Genomic DNA, 20,828 nt, shown 5'->3' with positions numbered 1-20,828 from the left:
CTCAGCCGCGATCCGATGTAACGCGCGCTGGCAGATGGAGCGTCTTAACGAGCTCTCTTAAAAGTGGCGTAACAGCCGAAGCGCTGCCCCTCACACTCCCAGCAGTTTCGTTGCTGCACACCACTCTCAATTATGTCCGCTCGCCTCCATCATTCATCCGAGGATCGCCGTCGTCCCCCCACCGTGAGCGTTTGCTTTTTCTTCCATCGATATGGTTCCATTGGCAGCCAATCTGTGGCACCCCCGAAGAACGCTCCCAGCGACCATCTCGCGGCTTGGCCATCCGTCAGTTGATGGGAGTGAGGTTCGCGGCCTGAGGGATTAGCCCCGACCCCGAAGGATCTATATTCGGCATAATAGCTGGTGCTCAAGTTGCTGGTCTTGCCGGGAGTCCATTCGCGCCAGCCTTCCGCAATGACCTGTGCTTCTATCTTTGTCCACAGGAAGACCACTGTGGCGTACGGCCGCCAGGGGCGGCCAAGCGCGATATAGCGCGCGGCAGGGTCGGCACTTAAGGTGCAATGATCAAAAGCATAGCCGCTGTCCTCATCCGGTGCAGCCTTGCTCTGAGCGGTAAAGACGACCGCTTGATTGGCGATGCCGTGTAACTCACACCGCCGGAACCAGGCCTTGGCGTTGCCAAATACGAAATCGACGTGCCCTTCGATGTAGCAGTTCGAGAAGTATTGCCGTGACATTCTGCCGTTTGGTCCCTTGCCGGCAAACAGCGTGTCCTGGGCTCCGAGCAAGCGGACACGCGTAACGACGTCCCTGTCTCCGGTAAGGGACAGCGCGACCGCCTGCGAGGGTGGATTGACCGGATTGAGGGCGTAGTCGTTCTGGATGGTCAGGTTCTCGAGCCGAAAGTCATCGCCAGTGGCATCCAGCGTAGCCGAGCGGGCGGTTCCTCCTACGTTGATCGCGCTGTCGCCATACACAATAACGGTATCCTCCGGATTGCTACCAGTCCCTGAGAGATGAACACCGGATTTGGAGATTTTGACCTTCTCGCGATAGATGCCTGGCGCGATCTGGACATCTCCGCCTTCCGCCGGCAATGCGTCGATGGCCTGCTGCACGGAGTGATAGTCTGCACTTCCGGCATGCGACACCAACAGTGGCTCAGCGCACGCCGCGGGGATGCAGAAACATCCCGCCAGAAGCACAGCGGAGGAAACGAAAATACGCATGGATCCTACACTCGTTGAGCCAGCGGCACGCTCGACGCAGTCGATAGAGCGTATCTCAGCAGGATAGCCGTCACATTGGACAAGAGATTTTCATCACCAAATCAGAACCTGCACGTCACCTTCGCATTTTTCGGCCCTCCGCAATCGTCGGCCAATTGCAACCAACTCGGGACATAAGGCCGACCTTCGTCAACACCAGTGCCCGGCCCGGACGCGGAACTCACCACCTGAGTTCGGCGCCGGGGGTAGTGCTTACCGATTGCCATCGCGGAATGCCCTGGAACATACCTCCGATCCGCGCAGCGGTTGTGTAGCTCGGCCGGGCAGCGGCGGCGATACGTCAGAGTGATTTGCGGTGACCTTGGCATGTTCAACCTGCCAAGTCGCGGAATTGGCAAACCGGACATCTTCGAGTGTTACGTCAAGTTTATGCCCCTCGTCTAAGCCGCGCATCAGCAACACACCAGTATCGCCATGCACGTGACGGAGAACAATTTGCCGATAGACCGGAACCCTCGTGCCTTGTGCGCGCGGATCATATTTTGTATCGAAAGCTAGCGGCCACCGGTTGCCCCTCAGGCACACGTACTCATAAGTCACGCTCTCGACGAGACCGCCTCGACTAACATCGCTCTTGATGCGCAGGCCCGACGTCGTACCATCGAGCGTCAGATTTCGCACCAATATGTCTCTGACCCCGGAATTCACCTCACTGCCGATCGACATGCCATGCCCCCAGCCGAAATAATTATCAATGATCGAGATATGGCTGCTCGAGCCATTGTCGCCGGCCTTGATTGCGACGTTGTCGTCACCCGTACGGATTGAGCTATGGGTGATGGTTACATCCTGACTGGCGCCAGGGTCGATACCATCCGTATTGCGGGCATCCGCCGGTGAATCGATCGTGAGGCCCCAAAACGTGGCACCTTCGACCCGGTTCATCGCGACATGAAAATTCGGAGAGTTGCGCAAGGTGACACCGGACAGCGTAATATCCTGCGCATGATCGATCTGGATCAAGCGCGGCGCGTTCTGGTTGCCGCCCTCCGCTTGGGCGCGGCGCGCCAGCTGCCACCAAGTTTCCGCTCCGCCGCCAATCGTTGCGCCGCCCTGACCATCGATGATGCCCTCCCCGTAGATGCCACCGCCACGCGTTTTGGAAAAGCTGATAAACGGCCGGCAACCGTCACCCTTGCCTGCAACGCGACCACATTGTCCGAGGCCTTTGTCGTAAGCAGCAGGCTCGGGAATGGCGATCAGGATCGCACCGCGCCCCACCCATAAGGTCACGCCCGATTTCATCTCAAGTGGGCCCGACCGGAACTCGCCACGCCCTAAATACACAGCGGCCCCGGAGGGGCATTGGTCGATTGCATCTTGCAACGTGGTCGTATCTTCCTTGCCAGACGGAACGGGGCGATCGCACACCGTATGAGGTGCAACAGGTTCGGTGATAATCCGGCGGTCTTGCGCTTTCGCGGCCGGGACGACAACCATGGAGATAAGTGTGGACAGTAGGGCCCAGTTGCGAAAACGCTTTGTCATTGACCTCCTCGTACTTTGTCACGCATCCCCGCCCCGTCCCTGTCTGGTATGGAGCGCTAACTCGATCGAGCCGCCGCGCGCGTCACTGGCCCGCGCAGGCGCACCCTTTGCGCTTTATTCGACCGAAAACACCCGGCAAGAACCGACAGGGGCGCTCACTGCACTAGACACCGCAGAAGCTTTGCCGGCTGCTGGATGAGGAGTTCGCTAAGCGGCGCATCCGCGTCACTTGGAGCAACTGGCGCGCGCCCAGTACGGCCCGGAGCCGAAGCACGCAAGCGCCTGACCCTGACTGTTGCTGTTGACCCCGCGCTGTTCTTGAAGCGGTCGCAAGGCCATACCTACGTGCTTGTTCTGCTTCAAGAGCGTGTTAGCGAGCTGAATGTAATCATGATCCTCGCGCGAGACATTCAACCGCGGTTTGCGGCCGGGGCGCCGGGCAAGGCCGATTGGATCGCCCACGCGTGCTGAATCCAATTGTTGCTCAAAGGCATCTTCTTCCGCCTGGTTCGCTTGCTGATCGTCTAGAACGGCTTGCTGTCCCGATGGCGGAGAGGCAGCATTGGATATAGCGAAATTGTGCGAGTCCACGCCAGCCTCCCGTCCTGAGATCAGTGGGCTGTGCGTATTCGGAGAAGCTTTCGAAAAGCTGACGACTGGATTGCATTCGCACCGGCAACGCTCCGCCTGACGTCCGGACTTAAGTTGACCGCCGTTAGCCGACACCTCCAGGACCGCATCTTTCCGATTCGGGCCGTGAGCGCATTGATGAACTCGCCGCGCAGCGGGGTGGACGCCTTCTCCGCCGCATCCCGCGCCTGCCGTTCATACTGGCGCAGCTCATTGGATTCGATATCCGAGATGAGCTGCTCCATCCATGGCTTCACCTCCCGCAGCGGCTCGCTCTCCGCGCCAACAAGCATCTGGACGTCGGCTACAAAACTTTCTCGCGACGTACGGTGGGCACAGCAAGATACTCGAGCGCATCGAGGGTGCCGTGATCCGACTTTTGAGCGGCATGATGGACTTTCCGCCTGGCGCCCGCCCCCGCGAGGCACTGCGAGCGATCGGGCTGGAGCGCTTCGCGCCGCCCCTGCTGATCGCGGGCAAGATCGACCTCGGCGGAGCCGACCGCTTGGGAGACATCGTCAGCCAGTATCATTCACGCGATGCCGGACTGGCAGGACTCCTGGCAATCTCGTCAAACGGGACTTCACCTATCGGATTGGCCAGCGTATGCGGCTTGGTGAACCAATGTACCGCGCCGGTTTGCTCGCGGCTTCCTAACATACAATCGCCAGCGTGCGCCGTCCCTCTGTTCGCTAAGTGGGTGAGCACGTAGCTCGCGCTGTCGCGCGGAAACCGCGGAGATAAACTGCGATGAGTGCGGCGCAACTACGCGCTGAGGCTTTCTATCGTTGCGGCATGTCTGTGGCGACGTACCAATCTACGACATTAAGGAGAAATAACACGGCATCGGCGCGCACTCCGACTCCCCCGCAATCCCGGTTATCGCGCGTCCTCTTTCCTTGCTCACTGCGCCAGTTGATCTCCATTCCCCTCTCACTCGCCAGCATCGCTCTGGCTTATGGCGACAAAGCGCTCTCGTGCAATATCGACCCGGCCTTCAGGTCCCTTGATATTCCCGTCGAGGAAATGGTCATTTTCTGAGAAGCCTTTCCGATAGACGCTCGGCCGCGAACCCAGCCTCCCTTTGATTTCCAAGCCTGACACCATCGATAAGGGCCAGATATTCATACAGACGATCGTCTTTTTGAATGGCCTGGGGTACGCTTTTGTACAGCGGTTCTACCGCCTGCCCCATGTCTTTGCCTTTTGCGTACGGCCAGACATAAATGTACTCTCCTGCGCTGATAAGAAGATTTTTAAGGGGGGCGGCTGCAAAGGCGGTGGGGATGCCCCGGGTCATCGCACCCGGTTTAGCCGGAAAAACGAACTTCAATCCGTGCACCACAAAATTATGGAGATTGCGGCGGTTAGGCTTTGCGTGGCCGGATTCCCGATCTTTGACTGCAAGTCCCGACGAAAGGCTCCGGTTGATCGAGGCATTGATCTCTGTCTTGCTGATACCAAGGGCTGATTCCAGGCTGCGTACTGAGTAAGGGTCAGCGTGATACGCAGCGTCCCCAGGATGCGCATCGCGCTCATTCTTGGCCTGCTCAAGGCTCACGAGCTTAAGCAATACAACAAGGTCTTGACTTTTCATGCAAATTCGCTTCCGTCCTTTGTCCTAGGACTAAGGACAATAGACCACAGGGCGGGCCTTTCAAGCATAGAACGTACTGCTTTGTGGCCGACGAGGGGAGGTCTGCCGCGCCTCCTGGTAGCATCTTCGGTTTGCGGTCACTTCAAATTGTTGCTGCATGGCTCGCGGGTCCACTGGTGTGGAACGAAGGGCGAAAGCTTCCAGACGCATGTAGATCGGCAAGCACTCATCAAGCGCGACCGCCAGCAGACATTCGTCGGATAGCTGTGTCGGATCTAAATGTCCGATGAGTGAAGATATTGCCTCCAGGTCCTTTTCGGACGCACCGTCGCGACAGGCACGAGTGACCTACATGCCGAGAGCTTCATTACCGATTGCGCTCACTGCAGGCTGCATCTCGGCAAGATTGAGCAGATGATCGATATCTCCGGCAAGAAAATCCGCGAGAATCGAACGGGTCAGATCTGGGCTTTTGATCTGTGCGACGATGGTCCCGGCCCCATGGTGCAGGAGCCAACGGTTGGACAACAACGCGCGCAACTCACGAATCATAGGATCATAGAAGGCGGCAGCAATCAGCGCTCCAATTCGACCACGCAGCCGCCAAGCGGCTGAAGGCCACAGCCGACACAATCTCCGCGTGAGTTCAGTTTTCAGCGACGGCGTCACGCTCATACCGTTCGCGACATGACCTGCCACCGAAGTTTCATCCAGCCGCAGTTAGAGTCCCCGTTGGGGTTGCAGCGAGGCCGAACTTTGGACCATCCAGAACTAGAGTTTTTCGCCGTGATCACGTTGCCGGGCTGGATGCGCCGACGTGGTTTTGCAGCAAAATCGGCGGCCTGTTGCCGATCGCGCCATGGGGCCGCTCTTCATTGTACAACAAGACTCAAGAACGCCCACAAAACCGTTCTTCGCGAGGTTCTTTATCGATTTCATCCTTGGTTTGGTCGCCGAGTTTGCGTTCATGGAACGGTCGGGAAGGCTGATGATGTCGCTTTCCGCTGCTCTCTGGATGGATCGCAAGCGGATCGATGGTTGGAGGTTCCAGAATGGATGTTCGATCGGGCAGCATGCCCTGACGCCGAGCTTTTGGCAGCTCAGCCGTTTGTCAGCATCGAAGCACTTGCGGCGCTCTCTACGCTTCTCGATCTGGCGTTGAAGGATCGAACGCCATTAGCTGCCCTGCTTTCTGGCGCATCCAGAGCCTCTCACGACCAGAATCGGGGAGAGACTCATGTCACGGCAGACGGCAGTGCCAGCGAGCGGATACCGACACAATCGACAACCGCGGCCGCAGCAGCAGATGGATCTGTTCGGGAGTGGCCTATCGAACGGCGCCATCGGCGCGCCGACATGGCTGGATCTGCCCGCAGAAGCGCGGGCAGCGCTCACGAGCCTGATGACGCAGTTGATCCTCGACCATGCAGCGATGACAGCGACGCCGCCCGCGAAGGAGGTCGATCATGATCTCTGACAAGGTCAGGCCTCATCATCTGGAGCGCAAGGCGATTCTTTACGTGCGTCAGTCTTCGGCCCATCAGGTGTTGCACAATCGCGAGAGCAGCGCGCTCCAATACGCCATGCGAGACCGGCTGACGGCACTCGGGTGGTCAGAGATTGAAGTGATCGATGATGATCTCGGTCGTTCAGCCGCCGGCGGCATACAACGCGCCGGATTCGAGCGAATGGTGGCGGAGGTCTGCCTCGGCAAGGTTGGTGCGGTTTGCGCCCGCGAGGTCTCGCGCTTCGCCCGCAACAGCCGGGATTGGCAGCAACTCATCGAGATGTGCCGCGTGGTCGATACCGTTCTGGTCGATCAAGAGACCGTCTATGCGCCAAGGCACGGCAACGACCGCCTGCTGCTCGGGCTCAAGGGCAGCCTCAACGAGTACGAGCTGGATCTGTTGCGCCAGCGCTCGCTCTCGGCCCGGTACGAGAAGGCGCGCCGGGGCGAGTTGGTTGTGACAGCGCCGGTCGGCTTCGTGAAGGCCGGCGACCGTTATGAGAAAGATCCGGATCGGCGCGTCCAGGAAGCGATCAAGCTGGTGTTCGACAAGGTCGAGGAACTGGGCAGCGCGCGACAGGCGCTCTGCTGGCTCCACGAGTACAATCTCGATCTGCCGGTGAAGCAGACCAACGGCGACACGGCCTGGCGGCGACCAAACTACTCTGCCATCCACCGGATCATTGAGAACCCGGTCTAGGCGGCGCCTATGCCTATGGTAAGACAGCTGTGGCGGCGGGATACAGCACCGCGGGCGTGAGCGCGAAGATCCGTCGCAAGGCGCGGAACGAATGGCTGACGCTGAAGCCCAACACTCACGAAGGTTATGTGAGCTGGGAGAAGTTCGAGGCGATTCGCACCATGATCAGCAGCAATGTTCCCACCAGTCGGCATCACGGCGCGCCCAAGCATGGTGACGCGCTGCTGGCCGGTCTGATCCGCTGCAAGCGCTGCGGTCGCAAGCTCACACTCCGGTACTCCGGCATGGAAAACCATATCCCGCGCTACAGCTGCAGCCGCGCCTGGATGGACAATGGCGGGGCCCACTGCATCGCCTTCGGCGGACTGCGCGTCGATGACGCCATCGAGGAAGCACTGCTTGGAGTCGTCGGTCCGGGCGCTGTCGCTGCCGCAACCGCTGCCGCCAAGGGGGCCAGGGAACGGCGCGATCAGGTACGCGATGCCCTCACTCGCGACCTCGAAGCGGCGCGCTATGCCGCCGACAGGGCTTTCCGGCAATACGATGCCGCTGATCCCGCGAACCGGCTGGTGGCCGGTGAGCTGGAAGCCCGCTGGAACAGAGCGCTCGCTCACGCGGCGGAGGTTGAGGCCAAGATCGCCATGCATGATGCGGCGATGCCCGCCCGCCTTGCTGATCCAGCCTCGCTCGGCGTTCTGGCCTCGAACCTCAAAACGGTCTGGGATGCGCCGACGACGGATGCTCGCCTCAAGAAGCGCATTGTGCGCACCCTCATCCATGAGGTCGTGGCCGATATCGACGACCCTGCCTCGGAGATCATTCTCGTGGTCCATTGGGTGGGGGGCGCCCACAGCGAGTTGCGCTTGCCGAAGCGCCGGCGCGGACAGCGCAACAGCACCTCTGCCGATATCGTCCAGGCCGTGCGTCAACTGGTGCTGATCGCCAGCGACGATCTGATTGCCGGCCTCCTCAATCGCAACGGCCTCAAGACCGGTAACGGCAATCGCTGGACCCGCGAGCGCGTCACATCAATGCGCTCGAACTTCCAAATCCCGGTGTTCAAGCCCGCCGAGGACGGGATCGAGCCATGGCTCAACCTTGGCAACGCCGCAAAGCTCCTGAAGATCGCGCCCAAGACGCTCCGACTGGCCGCTGAAGCCGGCGAGATCGAATCCATCCATCCTCTGCCGGATGGTCCTTGGATCCTCGCCCGCACCTGGCTGATAACAACTGCTGCTCAATCTATCGCCGAACGAGCGCGACAGAACCCAAAATACCCCGCGGGATCGCATCCCGCTCAACAAAATCTCTTCTCTTCAATCACATAGCCAGATGGGTGTTCTGATGCGCAGTTGTAGTATCTGCGCCAAGTCTCCACTTTTCTTGGGCGTCCGCAAGGCTGAGGAACCAGTGCGTGTTGAGGCATTCGGCTCGGAAGCGGCCGTTGAAGGCCTCGATGAACGCGTGGTCGGTCGGTTTGCCGGGCCGCGAGAAGTCCAGCGTGACGCCGCGCTGGTAGGCCCACAGGTCAAGATCGCGCGACACGAACTCGCTGCCTTGATCGACGCGGATCGTTGCCGGGAATCCCACTTCCTTGCAGGCCCTTTCCAACACCTCCACCACGTCGGTGCCGCGGAAGGTGAATCGTGGCGCCAGCGCCGGCGAGAAGCGGGAGAAGGTATCGATGATCGTAAGGACGCGAAGCTTGTGTCCGCTCGCCAACTGGTCATGGACGAAGTCCATCGCCCAGGTCTCGTTCGATCGTGTGGCCGGCCTGCGATCATCGCGCAGCTTGGCCTTGACCCGGCGCTTGGGCGTTTTGTTGCGTGGTTGCAGGCCCAATGCGCGATAGATGCGCCGCGTCTTGTTCTGGCCATGGCGCCAGCCTTCACGAAGCAGCAGGACGTGAACACGACGATAACCGTAGCGATACGAACATGGCAGATCTCCTTGATCTTCTGTTCGAGGGCAGCCTGGCCGGAGCGACGGGACTTGTAGTGGTAGGTCGAGCGGTCAAATTCGAGAGCGTCACAGGCCCTGCGGATCGAGACCTGCCATTCGCTGCGGACCGCGTCAACCAGCATGCGCTTCCGACCAGGCTTCATAGCTTTCGGCGGATCACGTCCTGCAGCAGCTCCTTGTCGAGCGACAGGTCCGCGACCAGCTTCTTCAGCTTGCCGTTCGCCTCCTCGAGCTGCTTCAGTCGGCGCATCTCGGTCGGCAGCAGACCGTCATACTTCTTCTTCGAGTTGAAATAGGTCGCCTGGCTGATCCCGGCCTTGCGGCAGATCTTCGCCAGGTCCGTGACCAAACCTGTCGCCGTCAACGTGCGCGGCGGCAGCTTTCAACGGTCCCATGATCGAGGCGGAAACGCCACGGCTGCATCCGGGTCAACAGGATCATCGACGGTTCGGGATTTGGGCGGTCGTGCGTTGCGTATTGAATTGTTTGGCGCAGAGCTGCGCTGGCGTTCATCGATCGACGATGAGACCGCTCGACGCTCAAGCCTCCGCTCCAGATACGCCAATCCTGCCTTACATTCGGCGACAACCGATTGGGCGCGAAGCAGCTTGACCTTGAGCTCGTCCTGTTGCCTGAGTATTTTCTCAAGATCCCAATCGTTCTGCATTAGCTCATTGACCATCTGCAAGCCCCGATGCAAGGCGGGCACTTAGCTTCAAGAACGCAGGCTCCGCATGTCGCGGATGCCCCACCCTGAGCCATGGGCTAAAGCGATGCCAAGCGATCGTCCTGAGGACGCCTTTTACGCTGGCGTTCTTGTTGAGAACCACCATTCGTTGCGAGCCCCCTTACAAGACAATCGGCTTCTGCCCGGCAAACCGGAGCGCGATCCGAAGATGGCAGAGTTCGCGAAGGCAGGAGCACGTTGGGAAAGCGCATGGGGAGACCTCTGCCATCGATCAAGCGGACAACTTTCATCTGAATACCTCAACCGGATGCTGAACGAGCATCATAGTCACAGCTGGTTTCGTACATTTTCAAGCAACCGGCATGCCAATGCCGGTTGAGCGTTTTTATGAAGAAACGATGTCGGTTTTACCGCAGCACGTAGTTGCAGACGGTGCTGTTGTCGCGCTTGAAACAAACGACGTCTTGAGCGAGACAGCCAAAGCCGCAAGCACGAGCGTCCGCGCGCATTTTAGCCTAATGAAACTCTGGCAGGACTGGATCGAGTTCTTCCTGCTCGAGCGTCTTGGCTCCATCTTTCGCCAGGTAGGCTGCCAGAGCTGCGATACCGGAGTGCGGTGGACATCGAGCGGGCGCCGATTTTTTGAACGGCACTTGTCCCAAACGCTCGGCAACTTCGACGCTCATGAGGTGGGGACGGATTGGTCGATCGACGGCGCGCTCGATGGTGTGGAAGATCCAGGTGCCGTCCGGATCGATGTCCGACCAATGAAAGATCGGCGTCTGTTCGGATACCAATCCTGCGATTGTCCGCAGCGCCTGCTGGGTGGCAAGCGAGGGGTACCCGCCGACATACATGGTCGTTCCTAATCGGCCGGGGTCCGCCTCGGCAATGTGCCGGTTGAAGCTTGCGAAGTTTTCGATCGTTAGGACGTAGGCCGGCGGCTCCCGGAACCGGACGCGATCTGCTTCCTTGGGAGTGATTCCGAGATAATGCGGAGATATCCTGGAAAGATCGGCTCCGTCGAGGTCGATCTTGCCCGCGATCAGAAGGGGCGGCGCGAAGCGCTCCAGCCCGATCGCTCGCAGTGCCTCGCGGGGGCGGGCGCCAGGCGGAAAGTCCATCATGCCGCTCAAAAGTCGGACCACGGCACCCTCGATGCGCTCGAGTATCTTGCTGTGCCCCACCGTACGTCGCGAGAAAGTTTTGTAATCGACGTCCAGATGCTTGTTATCGAGGATCGCCTGGGCGAGAACGAATGCGTGGCGCAGCGTGTCGACGTCGGACGAACCGAATCCATGCCACGTCTTACCCCGCGCCCACACCTCTGCGATTTGAGAGCCGCTGTTCTTCAGGGACTCGTGCAGCGCCACTCCGGCTACAAGCCGCACGGCGGCATGCTCCGCGATGCGCGAGGCCGGGGTGCGGCCGAGATATTGGTATAAGATCTCCGCCGAGACCAACCGCACGTGCGCCATTTGGTCTCGGTTGGCGCCGCGCCCCCAGCGAATGGAGACCGCGCCGGCACTTTCGGCTTCCCTGATTTGTTTCAGGAAGGCGTCCGCCGCGACTACTGATGGGAAGGCGGGGTAGTCCGGGTGGGCGATCGGGCTTGCGGCCCCGGCCTCGAAGCGGTTGAGCAGGTCGTTCAGCAGGCCGATCGCATCCGTGAAACGCCGAGCCATGGCTACTCGGCGGCCAGACGGGTGGCGAGCTCATCTTCGGACATCAGGTCCGGATCGATGGCCATCAGCTCGCGCTTGGCCTTCTCTTTCAGTTCCACCACGGTAGCCCTGGACTGCTCGCCGATCCGGTCCACCTCCACGATGGTGTCCATGTGCTCGAGCACGGCGACCCGCTTCTCGAATGGCGCAGCAATCACGAACTGCAGGCCGAGGTTTTTGTAAAAGCTCATCATCTGCCGCTGGTTCTTGCCGTCCATCTTGGAGAAGGCCTCATCGAACATGGCGAGCGCGAAACCGGCGGGCTTGCCGGCACGACGCTCCGCGCTGCCGTAGACGGCGGCCAGCGAAGCGCCGATGGCAACGTAGATAGGCACCTGTTGTTCAGCGCCAGACCCGGTGCCGCGCCGCTGCTCCCAGCGGGTCGAGCGGCCGGTGGCAACATCCTCCATGTGGATCTCGAAGGTGTAGAAGTTGCGGTAGTCCTCGAACTGCGTGAAATCCTTGTCGGGGTCCTCGAGCAGCGCCTCGAGTGCGACGATCGTATCCTTGTGCGGGAAGTCGTCGGGCACGTCGCCCCGGAACAGCATATCGAGCGCCTCCGGAGAGGTTTTGGAGATCTCGATGATCTTCAGGATGGGCTGGAATTCCACCATCTGGGTGCGATGGAATGAATATCGCTCGTTATGGAACGGATGTGCGTAGAGGCTACGGTTCAACGATTGCAGCTCCCGCTCCATCTTTCCGATGCGGGCCGTGAGCGCATTGATGAACTCGCCGCGCAGCAGGGTGGACGCCTTTTCCGCCGCATCCCGCGCCTGCCGTTCGTACTGGCGCAGCTCATTGGATTCGATATCCGAGATGAGCTGTTCCATCCATGGCTTCACCTCCCGCAGCGGCTCGCTCTCCGCGCCGACTTGCGAGCTCATCCCGAACTGGTCGAAGTAATCGTAAAGGAGTTCGCGGACCCGTCGCTCGATCCGGAGACGTTCGGCGTCCGAAGCGTCGGCATCTTTGAGCGCTCTGTCGGCGATAGCGCGGTGTTTCTCCGCGAAGCCCTTCTGGGCTGCAGCATCGAGGCGCTCGCGGTACACGATCCTGCCCTTCGCGGCGGAGTATAGCGGGAAGGTCCTGCGATAGATCGAGCGGGCGACCCGCAGGTTGAGCTCGGAGCCGGGCACGTTTTCGCCCTCTCCGAGCCTCCTCTCCGCCGACCTGACCTCACCGTCATGCTCGCCGAACGCCTTCTGCTGGATCTTTCGTTCGTCGAGCCTCTTGACCTTTAGCGTCTGCTGCGCTCGTTTCTTGTCGCGAAGCCCGCCGTCGCCCGCGCCGTCGAGCGCTTCGAGCCTCGCCTGGGCTTCGGCGATCTCGGTCTGCGCGGCTGCGAAGGCAGCGGCGCAAGCCTTCAGATCGTCACGTCCCTCGCAGATATTCTTCAGAGCGGCGAAGGCCTGCTCTGCCGCCTGGGCCTGCTTGCTCTTTTCCGTTTGGAGCCGATCCAGTTCGTCGGCCTGATCCTGCAGGGAGCGCAGGGCGTTCGCCTGGGCCGCCTTTCCAATCTTGTGCTGCGAGGCTTCGATCCAGCGATGGGTCCTTACGAGTCCGTCATCGTAGAGGCCGTCCTTCATGATAGCCCGGCCGGGCCTGTTGAACTGGTCGAGCGTGTCCGCGAGGCGGACCGTGCCGTAGCGGCGCATGATGAAGGCCATCGCATCCGGATCCTGGCTCCGGAAGATCGAGGGGAAAGTGCCGCGCTCCGGCTTGGCCCTGAACTGCTCGAGCTTGTTTAGGCTCACGAGCGATGCGTGGCGAAACTCGCGGCGACCTTCCTTGAAGATTGACGTGGCGGCGCTGATATCCGCTCTGTCCACGAACACAGCTTCCCGGTCGCGGCCGAGGAGCGCCTCGGCGGCTCCCACCCACTCGGGTTCGGCGACTTCGACGATGTCGCAGAGCACGCGCGGGACCATTCCCCTCTGCCGCAGCCTGCGGCAGAGAAGTTCAGTGTCGTCGCCAAGATAGGCGCGCGCCCCTCCCGCCGCGTGCTGTCGAATGCGTTCGAGCACCTCGTCGCGCCGGCCTCGGAGCCCGGAAAGCTCCGCGATGATCGTCTGACGCGCTTCGTCGATCTTCGGCAGCCATTTGGCGCCCCTTGCCGCGAAGGACTTCTCGGCCGCGGTGACCTCGTTGGAGACGCCCCCGATGTCGGCCCCGGCGGTGGCGGTCACAAGACGCTCAAGAGCAGGAACGAAGTCCTCGAAACCGTCCGCGCACATTGCGCGTAGCGGCTCCAGGCGACGGATGTTCTCCATGCGAGCGTTGAAGTCCGCCGAGGCGCGGTGCGCCGCCTGCCCGGCCACATCGGCGGTCTGCTGCAGGGACTTTCTGCCGGTCTTGGCATCGTGCTCGGCGATCGCGGCCGTGAGACGTTCGATCTCGTTATCGATGGCCTTGACATCGCCGTCGATGAATTCGAGTTCTTTTGCTGCCGCGTCCCGGCGCGCCATCTCGGTACGCCGCTTGGTCTTGAAGTCCAGGTTTGTCGCGCGCGCCGCGAGCCAAGTCGCGCGTTTTGCGATCCACTCTTCCCTGAACTTGGTCTCGAGCGCCTCTTCAAGCTTGCCGAGGACGACCCGAAGCGCCCTCAGGGCTTCGAGCCTGAGGCGCATCTTTCGGATGGTTTCGCTGATGTTGCGGTATGTCTGGATCGACTCGCGCAGCTCCTTGATGCCGATCGGACTGTCCTCGAGGATGTAGTTCCGCACGAACTGCGTCGCCGTCTGGTTGTGGTCGAGCGTCATCGCGTTGACGATTGATTTCTGCAGGGCGCTGGCGTTCTGCTCGCCATAGGGCGAATGCGGCAGAAGATGGCGCATGTACTCTCGGACGTAGTCGCTCGCCCGGTCGCGATGATTGACGAAGTTCCCTTCGCCGACCGCCGCGACGATCCGGGCGCGCACGTCCTCCCACGGCGCCGGGAATTGCGACTTTCCTCGCTGTTCGATGAAGTCCTTGGAGCTCAGAACGGTCCCGACGGCGACGAACAGTGCCAGCACGGTCTCCCTGCTGTCGGACTTGCGCGCCTCAAGCGCCATGCCGATCGTGACCGGTGGCCGGGCGCCTTCCGTGTCTTCGAAACCTAGCGCGATGTAGGTGCGCGCCTCGTCGCGCCGGCGCTGGTCTTCGCCGAGCGTCCCAAGGCAGTAATCGACGACGCTCCGCTTCGAGCCGCTGCGCGATTTTCCGCTGTCGCCGGCGACCGCGTTCAGGCGCAAGAACCGCCGGCTCGCGCCGGTGAGAACGACCTGCGCCATGTCGAGGATTGTGGATTTGCCGGACCGGTTCTCGCCCAGGACCCCGACGTGTCCTGTCACGTCGATGTCGGCGACGTCGAACAGGTGCCAGTTCACCATCGTCAGGTGGCGTAGCTCCATCATGCCTCGTCTCCTGCGGGCTGCGGAAACCGCGCCTCCTCGCTACGGACGTAGCGCTCAAGCCGTTGGAGGGCATCGCCGCCACTGATCAGCTTAATCATCGGACGGATCCTGATCTCGCAGTCCTGCTGCTCGTCGTCAAAATCACCGATCTCGACCAAACTGCGTTGGGCGGCCTCGCGCAGGATGTCTCGGAAGCGGGCGGGTGAGATCGCGCCTCCGCCGCCGTGTTGCGCCATCTCGCGGTACCGGTCGAACAGGTCGTTCAAGGTGGCGACAACGACAGCCCGGTCCTCGACTGCTCCGACGTTCACCTCCTGCTGCCAGTATGCCGCCAGCACCAGCATGACGATGGTTTCGTCGAGCTTCATCCGGGGCAGCGGCACGTCCTCGTCTATGGCGACGATGCCGGCCCACTGCGCCTCCGGATCGCGATGGACGCGGTATCCGCAACTATCGAAGAAACCATCGACCACGTCGCGGAAGCGGCCGTCCATGATCGTGTTGTAGACTGTCCCGGTCCGGGGGTCTCCCGCGAACACGAACTGCCGCCGTAGCAGGAAGTGCAGCGCTTTGCGGAGGTCGGCTGCCTTTTCCGCGCCGAGGGAGCGCTCGACGTTTTCGAATTCACTGAGCATGAGCCACCCTCGCCTTCCGGAGTGCGCCCGATCGCTTGACCAGGAAGTTTGCGCAACGGAGCCATTCGCTGTCGTGTGGTGGCGTGTCGGGGCACGGTTCGAGTTCGAACCCGGCCGCGACCTGCACCGGAATCTCGCCCGTCAGCGCATATCGGCGGGCGCAATCGAAGGCGAGAAAGTCGTCCACGGTATCGATTTCCATGAAGCGGGCTTCCCTGGTCGCGAAGGGAGGCACCTGGCCCTCGAGGAATCGTCTGACATCCTCCGGGCGGGGCGCGATGCGCGCGATGTACTCGAGGCGGAGCTTCTTGCGCAGTTCGTACAGCGGGTCCGACGGCGGCTCGGCGAGCTCCCTTGCTTCGACGGGACGGCGCGGCTGCCTGGCCGGCGCCTGATGGTGCTCCGACCAGGGCGACCGCAGCGGCTCGATGCTCCATTCGATTGTCGCGTTGTGGTGTCTGCCGTCCCGCAATAGGGCATCCAGCCGCCGCACCAGGTCGCTGGCCCGGCCGACGAGTCCCTGGCCGCCCCGCTCGGCGTACTTAATGGTGTTGCGGACCCTGGCTTCGAGCTGCCTGCGGAAGGCCTCGATCCTATCAAACATCTCCCCGATCTGATCGAAGATGCTTTCGATGGCCAGCAGGTCGTCGGCCGCGGCCATTCGACCGTCCTCGATGTCGGCTGCCATGCTGGAAGCTGTGTACTCCTCGGCAAGGACCTGCATGGTCTCCGGGGTGTAGGAGATCCTCCGCGCGAGATCGACGATGGCGTCGCGGAAGCGGTACGGATGGTTGACGGTGAGGATGGACTCGAAATCCTTCAGCAGAAGCTGTTCGACGAACTCCTCGAAAAAGGCTTCCAGCCGGGTAGCGACTGTTTTCGACTCCATGACGGTCCGTCGGACGCGCTTCAGGTCGGCCAGAATGGCCCGCAGGCTCTTAGTGAACCGGTCGGCCTGATTGCGCGCCTCGCGGACGGCGAGCGCGGCTTCGCGCTGTTTGCGGTCGGTGATCTCGGGCCTCAGTTTTTCGACGGCCTCTAGGTTGAGGCGGATTTGCACGATCAAGCCGCCGAATCGCTGCGAGAGATCCTTGTTGAGGCTCGCGAGCCGCTGGATGACGAGCAGCGGTCCCATAGCCATGTCCACAGTGACGCGAAGCCCGTATTCCTCCTCTTCAAGCCATCCCCAGGCGAGCAGCCGGGCGTACAGTTGTCGGGCAAGACCGAGCGCCTTGTCGCCCTTCTCGGAAGCGAGCGCGACGTCGGCCTTCCGGATGCGGCGGCGGCCCGCGGAGATCATTTCCGGCAGGCTGCCGAAATCATCGCCCTCATTCCAGAGGGCGGGGTTGGCGCGCATGACGTCGTACATGGCATGGACCACCTGCTGCGGGGTCGGAAACGACGGCGCGCCTGAAAAGAAGCGTTCATGGAGGTCGAGCAGACAGGCCGCGTACAGGTGCTTGTGATCGCGCGAAAAGGCCAAAAACGCGTCGTCATGCAAATGGCGAAACAAGGTCAATGACGCGGCTCCTGGGCCCGACTTTATCCTGAGTTGGCGACACTAAACGCATGATGTGCCGGACAACATTGTTATTGAGAGTGGGTCTTGAAAATACAACCGGAAGGTCTGTTCCTAGTATGTTCTAATATAGAGCGGCATCCCGGCCCATATCTCGACCAGCCACGTTGAGCGCGCCAGAACTTGACCCCTGCGGATGACGCAGCGTCGGTTCGCCCGCCTCACCAACGGTTTCTCAAAGAAGCTCACTAATCACGCGGCGGCGGTCAGCCTTTACGTGTCCCACTACAACCTCTGCCGCGTTCATGAGGCGCTGCGGACCACGCCAGCCGTCGCACTTGGTGTCGCTGATCGGGTCTGGACGATTGGGGACCTAATTGATGCGGTGCTCCCGCTGGAGCCGAACCGGCCGGTTCGGGTAACGCGCAAATTCCGTGTAATTACGGGTGGGAAGCGGTAGAATCACGAATCATTGAAAATATTTTTCGGAGCGATTCGGAACCACTAGATATTGTGTGAAACCTGCAACAGAAGCCTAGAATCCACTATCTAAAGGTGTGGGAAATTTTATTTATTGGATTCTTGTTCAGTTCCTAAATCTTCCCATGTTTACGCACAGTTAGCGAAGATGAAGCGCGTCAGAGGGCCTAAAAGACGCGATTCCACAAGGGCTTCCGACCTTGACTTAGCGTGGCTCTGATGGGAAGAACGGCAACCTGCAACGCCGATTTTCCTGTCACGGTCACGGGGAATATTTTTTGTCAAGGCTTGACAGCCAAAGAATCGAGAAAAAACCGCAGGGGAGGAACGCCTTCCGTGGTAATTTGTTTGGAAGTCTTAAGCGTTTGTTGAGCGGAAGGAACGAGGATCAATCCGGACTCTGTCAAGGGTCACGCGTCGGAGAGGCCAAAATGGCCGAGAAAATGCATATTGATAGCTCTGTTTCCCGTGCGGTGCCTCGGGATACTGAGCGCTTTAAATTATTGTTTACCAATGGCCGCCCGCACATTCCGGGCGGGAAGCTTGCGCCTGTCTCCACGCAGCCTACTCGCGTGCTGATCAGTGAGCGCATTACCGCGCTGCGATGTGAGGAAAAGTAGGTTCCCGCACTAGCATTGCGCAACGCTGACGTGTAGGCATGACGACTCGTCGAAAAGGCGAATTATCGTCATGCTTAATTTAGATGAAAATTGTTTGGGGAATTGGCTTGGAAGCTACGATGCTTTCAAGGACGACTTTTTGCATTATGTCTATTTCCTCTCCAAGGGGTGCGGATACTACCCGCACGTTGATTTCCCTAAGCTGAAAATAGCCCATGCAGGTTGGTGCGCGGAGTGTCAGCTCTGGGAAAGTAACTACGTGATGAAAGACTCTAATGGTCTTTCTCACCTCAAGATCATGTCGATCCTATTGGTTAGCCTGGCATCCGTCGAATGGGTGCAGGAACTGGAAGAATATGACCCTACCGGCGGACATGATGAGGGTGAATTTGCGGGCTCCTCGGACGCCATGCGAGAAACGCGGCTGGACATCAACGCGGGGCGCGGAACCTTTTTTGCCTTCCAGTTTGTAGTCGCCGTAATCAATTCCTTTGAGATCTCACGCGACGATAAATGCCAAAAATTCGAATTCCGCCTGACTTCGGATTTGGAGCATGACATCATGGTATGGCTGTTGTCCGAACGGCGCGATCCGATGGCGATGTTCCTGATTCTGAAGTCCCTCTATATTCGGGATTCAGTGTCCTAATCTGCCCTCGCGGGTGTCCTAATTAGGACAGCACCATAGCTTGGCAGCTCGATCCCTGTCGAGGCTCCAACGGTAGATTTCGGACCCTGGAAGCGGAACAATCGGCTCAAGCCCTTGAATTCATTATTGTTACCATTATGACGAAAGGGATACAAAGGCTTTGCTACCATTTTGGCAGGATGGATACAAAGTCATTGTTACCACTTCGCCAAAATGGTAACAAACACCTATGAAGCAGTTTTCCAACATCGACCAAGTCATGTTCTCCGACCTGGTTCAAAAGGCGACGGACGCGGATTTCGACGAGAACTTCCCGGAAAACGGGACCTTTCTCAAACAGAAGCGAGCCAACCGCGAATACTATTACTACAAGGCCTACGAGCCCTCCGGTGGCGACGGACCGACGAAGACGACCCTCAAATATGTCGGTCCGGCCGATGATCCCGAGATTGCCAAACGCGCGGAAGCTTTCCAGCGCACCAAGATTGGCTATCGCGCGCGACGCGAGCTGGCAGCGAAGTTGAGGCGGGCCGGCTACCCTGCCCCTCCCCACATGGAAGGTCTCGTCGTCAACGAACTCGCGCGCGCGGGACTTTTCCGGCTTCGCGCCACGCTCGTCGGTTCGATGGCCTATCAGACATACAGCGGCGTACTCGGCGTCAAGCTGCCCGACGAGCTCGTGACGACCGAGGATTTGGACATCGCGAAATTCTACGGCATCTCGATCTCGATCGATGAAAGCATGCCCGACCTCGAAGAGATCCTGAAAAAGGTGGATCCGACATTTGCGCCCTCATTCTCTCCTGATGAAACCAAGCTGTTCAGCGGTTTTGTCAATGCCACCGGCTTCAAGGTCGAATTCCTTACACCAAACCGTGGCGACGAGGACTACTCCTCCAGACTGACGCAGATGCCTTCATTGGGGCCGTCTGTAGGGGCGCAGGTTTTGCGGTTCCTAGACTACCTGATCCATGAGCCCATCCGCGCTGTGGTCTTGCACGACGCCGGCGTGCCGGTCCTTGTACCGGCCCCGGAGCGCTACGCCGTCCACAAACTGATCATCGCAACCAAACGGAATGTGTTCTTTGCGGATAAGGCCAAAAAGGACATCAACCAGGCTGGCGCGCTCATTCAAGCATTCAACGCCGTCAAACGTAGTAGCGACCTAGGCTTTGCGTGGATGGAAGCGTGGGAACGCGGAGCCAGATGGCGACGACGGCTTGGGGTTGGTGCCCTGCGTCTTTCGGACGATACTTTCGACATGCTCGCGAAGGGCGTAGCCGAAGCGGCCAAACTCGACGGCAAGCCGGCAGAGGAGTACGGGCTTACGGGAGGCAAGGAAGGTCTTCTGGCGCGCGTTTCAATTGCGAAACCGACGGCGTCGCCAAGGCCGTGATGCCAATTCGACATGTCGATGAGGCTCTTTCGCGCATCATCGGCGACGGGCGTGCCGGTGCTGCTGCTGACACGTCGGCATGCCCACATGGACGAGCATCGAATTTCCTTCAGGCGTCGAGTTCTCAAATCGGGTACTATCGAATTCTCAGGTAGCAGCGTGCCTTGCGTGATCCGCAACCTTTCCGAAACCGGCGCTGCTTTCGAGATTGCCAGTCCTCTCTGGTTCCCGAACACTTTCGCGTTAGTTATTCAGGCTGAACATCTTCGCCGGCCTTGCCGCATAGTCTGGCGAAAAGAGAGACGGATCGGCGTCATGTTCATTGATTCTCACCCCCCATAAAAGCGCGTTCTTCCGTGTGCCTTCCAACCACGGGTGCCGCCCTGAGGGATCAGCCCTAGATAACCGGCAGTAACTTCCGGCCAGTAGAGAGCTAGGGCGAGCGACCGACACAGGCCGGCTGTGCTGAATAGTACAATGAGCGTCAGTGCCTCGGTGTCGAAGTTCGGCGTGAGCTGACGGGCGCTGGCCCGCGCACGGTTAGCCATCACGCCAATCGTGCCACTCGTCGTCCTCCGGAGGCGA

20 protein-coding genes and 2 pseudogenes are annotated in these 20,828 nt (G+C 60.1%); 10 read left to right on the top strand and 12 right to left on the bottom strand.

What is annotated here, in order from left to right; translation table 11 throughout:
* Nucleotides 1-149: 149 nt before the first annotated feature.
* The 7 genes from XH84_RS15370 to XH84_RS15340 form a co-directional block, all read right to left on the bottom strand.
* A complete protein-coding gene (locus XH84_RS15370) occupies nt 150-1,190 on the bottom strand; it encodes a pectinesterase family protein (protein WP_128948414.1) in 1,041 nt (346 codons plus the stop codon).
* Between the two features lie 252 nt (nt 1,191-1,442).
* Nucleotides 1,443-2,738, bottom strand: a complete 1,296-nt coding sequence (locus tag XH84_RS15365; protein WP_128948413.1) for a glycoside hydrolase family 28 protein — start codon at nt 2,736-2,738, stop codon at nt 1,443-1,445.
* A gap of 225 nt (nt 2,739-2,963) precedes the next feature.
* Nucleotides 2,964-3,329, bottom strand: a complete 366-nt coding sequence (locus tag XH84_RS15360; RefSeq protein ID WP_128948412.1) for a hypothetical protein — start codon at nt 3,327-3,329, stop codon at nt 2,964-2,966.
* Nucleotides 3,330-3,349: 20 nt separating this feature from the next.
* Nucleotides 3,350-3,613, bottom strand: a complete 264-nt coding sequence (locus XH84_RS15355) for a hypothetical protein (protein WP_128948411.1) — start codon at nt 3,611-3,613, stop codon at nt 3,350-3,352.
* A 59-nt stretch (nt 3,614-3,672) separates the two neighbouring features.
* Complete coding sequence (locus tag XH84_RS39785) at nt 3,673-3,900, bottom strand: hypothetical protein (protein WP_164937381.1); 228 nt, start codon at nt 3,898-3,900, stop codon at nt 3,673-3,675.
* Nucleotides 3,901-4,398: 498 nt separating this feature from the next.
* Nucleotides 4,399-4,965: a hypothetical protein gene (locus XH84_RS15345; protein ID WP_128948410.1), complete on the bottom strand. Its 567-nt coding sequence runs from the start codon at nt 4,963-4,965 to the stop codon at nt 4,399-4,401.
* 348 nt (nt 4,966-5,313) lie between these two features.
* Nucleotides 5,314-5,664: a hypothetical protein gene (locus tag XH84_RS15340; RefSeq protein ID WP_128948409.1), complete on the bottom strand. Its 351-nt coding sequence runs from the start codon at nt 5,662-5,664 to the stop codon at nt 5,314-5,316.
* 118 nt (nt 5,665-5,782) lie between these two features.
* Here XH84_RS15340 and XH84_RS15335 point away from each other — a divergent pair, with 118 nt between their 5' ends.
* The 4 genes from XH84_RS15335 (at nt 5,783) to XH84_RS40800 (ending at nt 8,500) form a co-directional block, all read left to right on the top strand.
* Nucleotides 5,783-6,127, top strand: a complete 345-nt coding sequence (locus XH84_RS15335) for a hypothetical protein (protein ID WP_128948408.1) — start codon at nt 5,783-5,785, stop codon at nt 6,125-6,127.
* A gap of 144 nt (nt 6,128-6,271) precedes the next feature.
* On the top strand, nt 6,272-6,442 hold the full coding sequence (locus tag XH84_RS15330) for a hypothetical protein (RefSeq protein ID WP_018273965.1): 171 nt from the start codon (nt 6,272-6,274) through the stop codon (nt 6,440-6,442).
* Complete coding sequence (locus XH84_RS40805) at nt 6,432-7,172, top strand: recombinase family protein (protein WP_245471734.1); 741 nt, start codon at nt 6,432-6,434, stop codon at nt 7,170-7,172. The genes XH84_RS15330 and XH84_RS40805 overlap by 11 nt, the downstream gene beginning before the upstream one ends.
* Before the next feature lie 56 nt (nt 7,173-7,228).
* On the top strand, nt 7,229-8,500 hold the full coding sequence (locus XH84_RS40800) for a recombinase zinc beta ribbon domain-containing protein (protein WP_245471733.1): 1,272 nt from the start codon (nt 7,229-7,231) through the stop codon (nt 8,498-8,500).
* Here XH84_RS40800 and XH84_RS15320 read toward each other — a convergent pair.
* Nucleotides 8,470-9,471, bottom strand: a pseudogene (locus tag XH84_RS15320) (IS3 family transposase); the annotation flags it as partial. The gene XH84_RS40800 and the pseudogene XH84_RS15320 overlap by 31 nt on opposite strands.
* Nucleotides 9,472-9,868: 397 nt before the next feature.
* On the opposite strand from XH84_RS15320, the gene XH84_RS15310 reads away from it, so the two are divergent.
* On the top strand, nt 9,869-10,201 hold the full coding sequence (locus XH84_RS15310) for a hypothetical protein (protein WP_128948406.1): 333 nt from the start codon (nt 9,869-9,871) through the stop codon (nt 10,199-10,201).
* Between the two features lie 136 nt (nt 10,202-10,337).
* On the opposite strand, the gene XH84_RS15305 is transcribed toward XH84_RS15310, so the two are convergent.
* Genes XH84_RS15305 through XH84_RS15290 form a run of 4 tightly spaced genes read right to left on the bottom strand, consistent with a single transcriptional unit; the run spans nt 10,338 to nt 17,098 of the window.
* Nucleotides 10,338-11,507, bottom strand: a complete 1,170-nt coding sequence (locus XH84_RS15305) for a Wadjet anti-phage system protein JetD domain-containing protein (protein ID WP_128948405.1) — start codon at nt 11,505-11,507, stop codon at nt 10,338-10,340.
* A 2-nt stretch (nt 11,508-11,509) separates the two neighbouring features.
* Nucleotides 11,510-14,941: an SbcC/MukB-like Walker B domain-containing protein gene (locus XH84_RS15300; protein WP_283811950.1), complete on the bottom strand. Its 3,432-nt coding sequence runs from the start codon at nt 14,939-14,941 to the stop codon at nt 11,510-11,512.
* Nucleotides 14,941-15,579 (bottom strand): DUF4194 domain-containing protein, encoded by a 639-nt coding sequence (locus XH84_RS15295; protein ID WP_128948403.1) that lies wholly within the window; start codon nt 15,577-15,579, stop codon nt 14,941-14,943. The genes XH84_RS15300 and XH84_RS15295 overlap by 1 nt, the downstream gene beginning before the upstream one ends.
* Nucleotides 15,569-17,098 (bottom strand): Wadjet anti-phage system protein JetA family protein, encoded by a 1,530-nt coding sequence (locus XH84_RS15290; protein ID WP_245471732.1) that lies wholly within the window; start codon nt 17,096-17,098, stop codon nt 15,569-15,571. The genes XH84_RS15295 and XH84_RS15290 overlap by 11 nt, the downstream gene beginning before the upstream one ends.
* Nucleotides 17,099-17,231: 133 nt before the next feature.
* Here XH84_RS15290 and XH84_RS41875 point away from each other — a divergent pair.
* From XH84_RS41875 to XH84_RS15265, 5 genes and pseudogenes are all read left to right on the top strand, one after another.
* A pseudogene (locus XH84_RS41875) lies at nt 17,232-17,558 on the top strand (transposase); the annotation flags it as partial.
* A gap of 451 nt (nt 17,559-18,009) precedes the next feature.
* A complete protein-coding gene (locus XH84_RS15280) occupies nt 18,010-18,198 on the top strand; it encodes a hypothetical protein (protein WP_128948401.1) in 189 nt (62 codons plus the stop codon).
* Nucleotides 18,199-18,268: 70 nt separating this feature from the next.
* Nucleotides 18,269-18,847 (top strand): hypothetical protein, encoded by a 579-nt coding sequence (locus XH84_RS15275; RefSeq protein WP_128948400.1) that lies wholly within the window; start codon nt 18,269-18,271, stop codon nt 18,845-18,847.
* A gap of 229 nt (nt 18,848-19,076) precedes the next feature.
* Nucleotides 19,077-20,243, top strand: a complete 1,167-nt coding sequence (locus XH84_RS15270) for a nucleotidyltransferase family protein (protein WP_128948399.1) — start codon at nt 19,077-19,079, stop codon at nt 20,241-20,243.
* A gap of 12 nt (nt 20,244-20,255) precedes the next feature.
* Nucleotides 20,256-20,585 (top strand): PilZ domain-containing protein, encoded by a 330-nt coding sequence (locus XH84_RS15265; protein WP_347338879.1) that lies wholly within the window; start codon nt 20,256-20,258, stop codon nt 20,583-20,585.
* Nucleotides 20,586-20,828: the final 243 nt, after the last annotated feature.

It is taken from the genome of Bradyrhizobium nanningense (assembly GCF_004114535.1).
Taxonomy (GTDB): domain Bacteria; phylum Pseudomonadota; class Alphaproteobacteria; order Rhizobiales; family Xanthobacteraceae; genus Bradyrhizobium; species Bradyrhizobium nanningense.
Note: the sequence above shows the minus strand (reverse complement) of the source record. Positions and strands in the feature narration are given on the sequence as shown.

Bases quoted from the DNA above. Each gene is read 5' to 3' on its own strand.
- XH84_RS15370 (WP_128948414.1), bottom strand. From the start codon at position 1,190: ATGCGTATTTTCGTTTCCTCCGCTGTGCTTCTGGCGGGATGTTTCTGC.
- XH84_RS15365 (WP_128948413.1), bottom strand. From the start codon at position 2,738: ATGACAAAGCGTTTTCGCAACTGGGCCCTACTGTCCACACTTATCTCC.
- XH84_RS15355 (WP_128948411.1), bottom strand. From the start codon at position 3,613: ATGGAGCAGCTCATCTCGGATATCGAATCCAATGAGCTGCGCCAGTAT.
- XH84_RS39785 (WP_164937381.1), bottom strand. From the start codon at position 3,900: ATGATACTGGCTGACGATGTCTCCCAAGCGGTCGGCTCCGCCGAGGTC.
- XH84_RS15345 (WP_128948410.1), bottom strand. From the start codon at position 4,965: ATGAAAAGTCAAGACCTTGTTGTATTGCTTAAGCTCGTGAGCCTTGAG.
- XH84_RS15330 (WP_018273965.1), top strand. From the start codon at position 6,272: ATGGATCTGTTCGGGAGTGGCCTATCGAACGGCGCCATCGGCGCGCCG.
- XH84_RS40805 (WP_245471734.1), top strand. From the start codon at position 6,432: ATGATCTCTGACAAGGTCAGGCCTCATCATCTGGAGCGCAAGGCGATT.
- XH84_RS15310 (WP_128948406.1), top strand. From the start codon at position 9,869: ATGTCGCGGATGCCCCACCCTGAGCCATGGGCTAAAGCGATGCCAAGC.
- XH84_RS15305 (WP_128948405.1), bottom strand. From the start codon at position 11,507: ATGGCTCGGCGTTTCACGGATGCGATCGGCCTGCTGAACGACCTGCTC.
- XH84_RS15300 (WP_283811950.1), bottom strand. From the start codon at position 14,941: ATGGAGCTACGCCACCTGACGATGGTGAACTGGCACCTGTTCGACGTC.
- XH84_RS15295 (WP_128948403.1), bottom strand. From the start codon at position 15,579: ATGCTCAGTGAATTCGAAAACGTCGAGCGCTCCCTCGGCGCGGAAAAG.
- XH84_RS15280 (WP_128948401.1), top strand. From the start codon at position 18,010: ATGGCCGAGAAAATGCATATTGATAGCTCTGTTTCCCGTGCGGTGCCT.
- XH84_RS15275 (WP_128948400.1), top strand. From the start codon at position 18,269: ATGCTTAATTTAGATGAAAATTGTTTGGGGAATTGGCTTGGAAGCTAC.
- XH84_RS15270 (WP_128948399.1), top strand. From the start codon at position 19,077: ATGAAGCAGTTTTCCAACATCGACCAAGTCATGTTCTCCGACCTGGTT.
- XH84_RS15265 (WP_347338879.1), top strand. From the start codon at position 20,256: ATGTCGATGAGGCTCTTTCGCGCATCATCGGCGACGGGCGTGCCGGTG.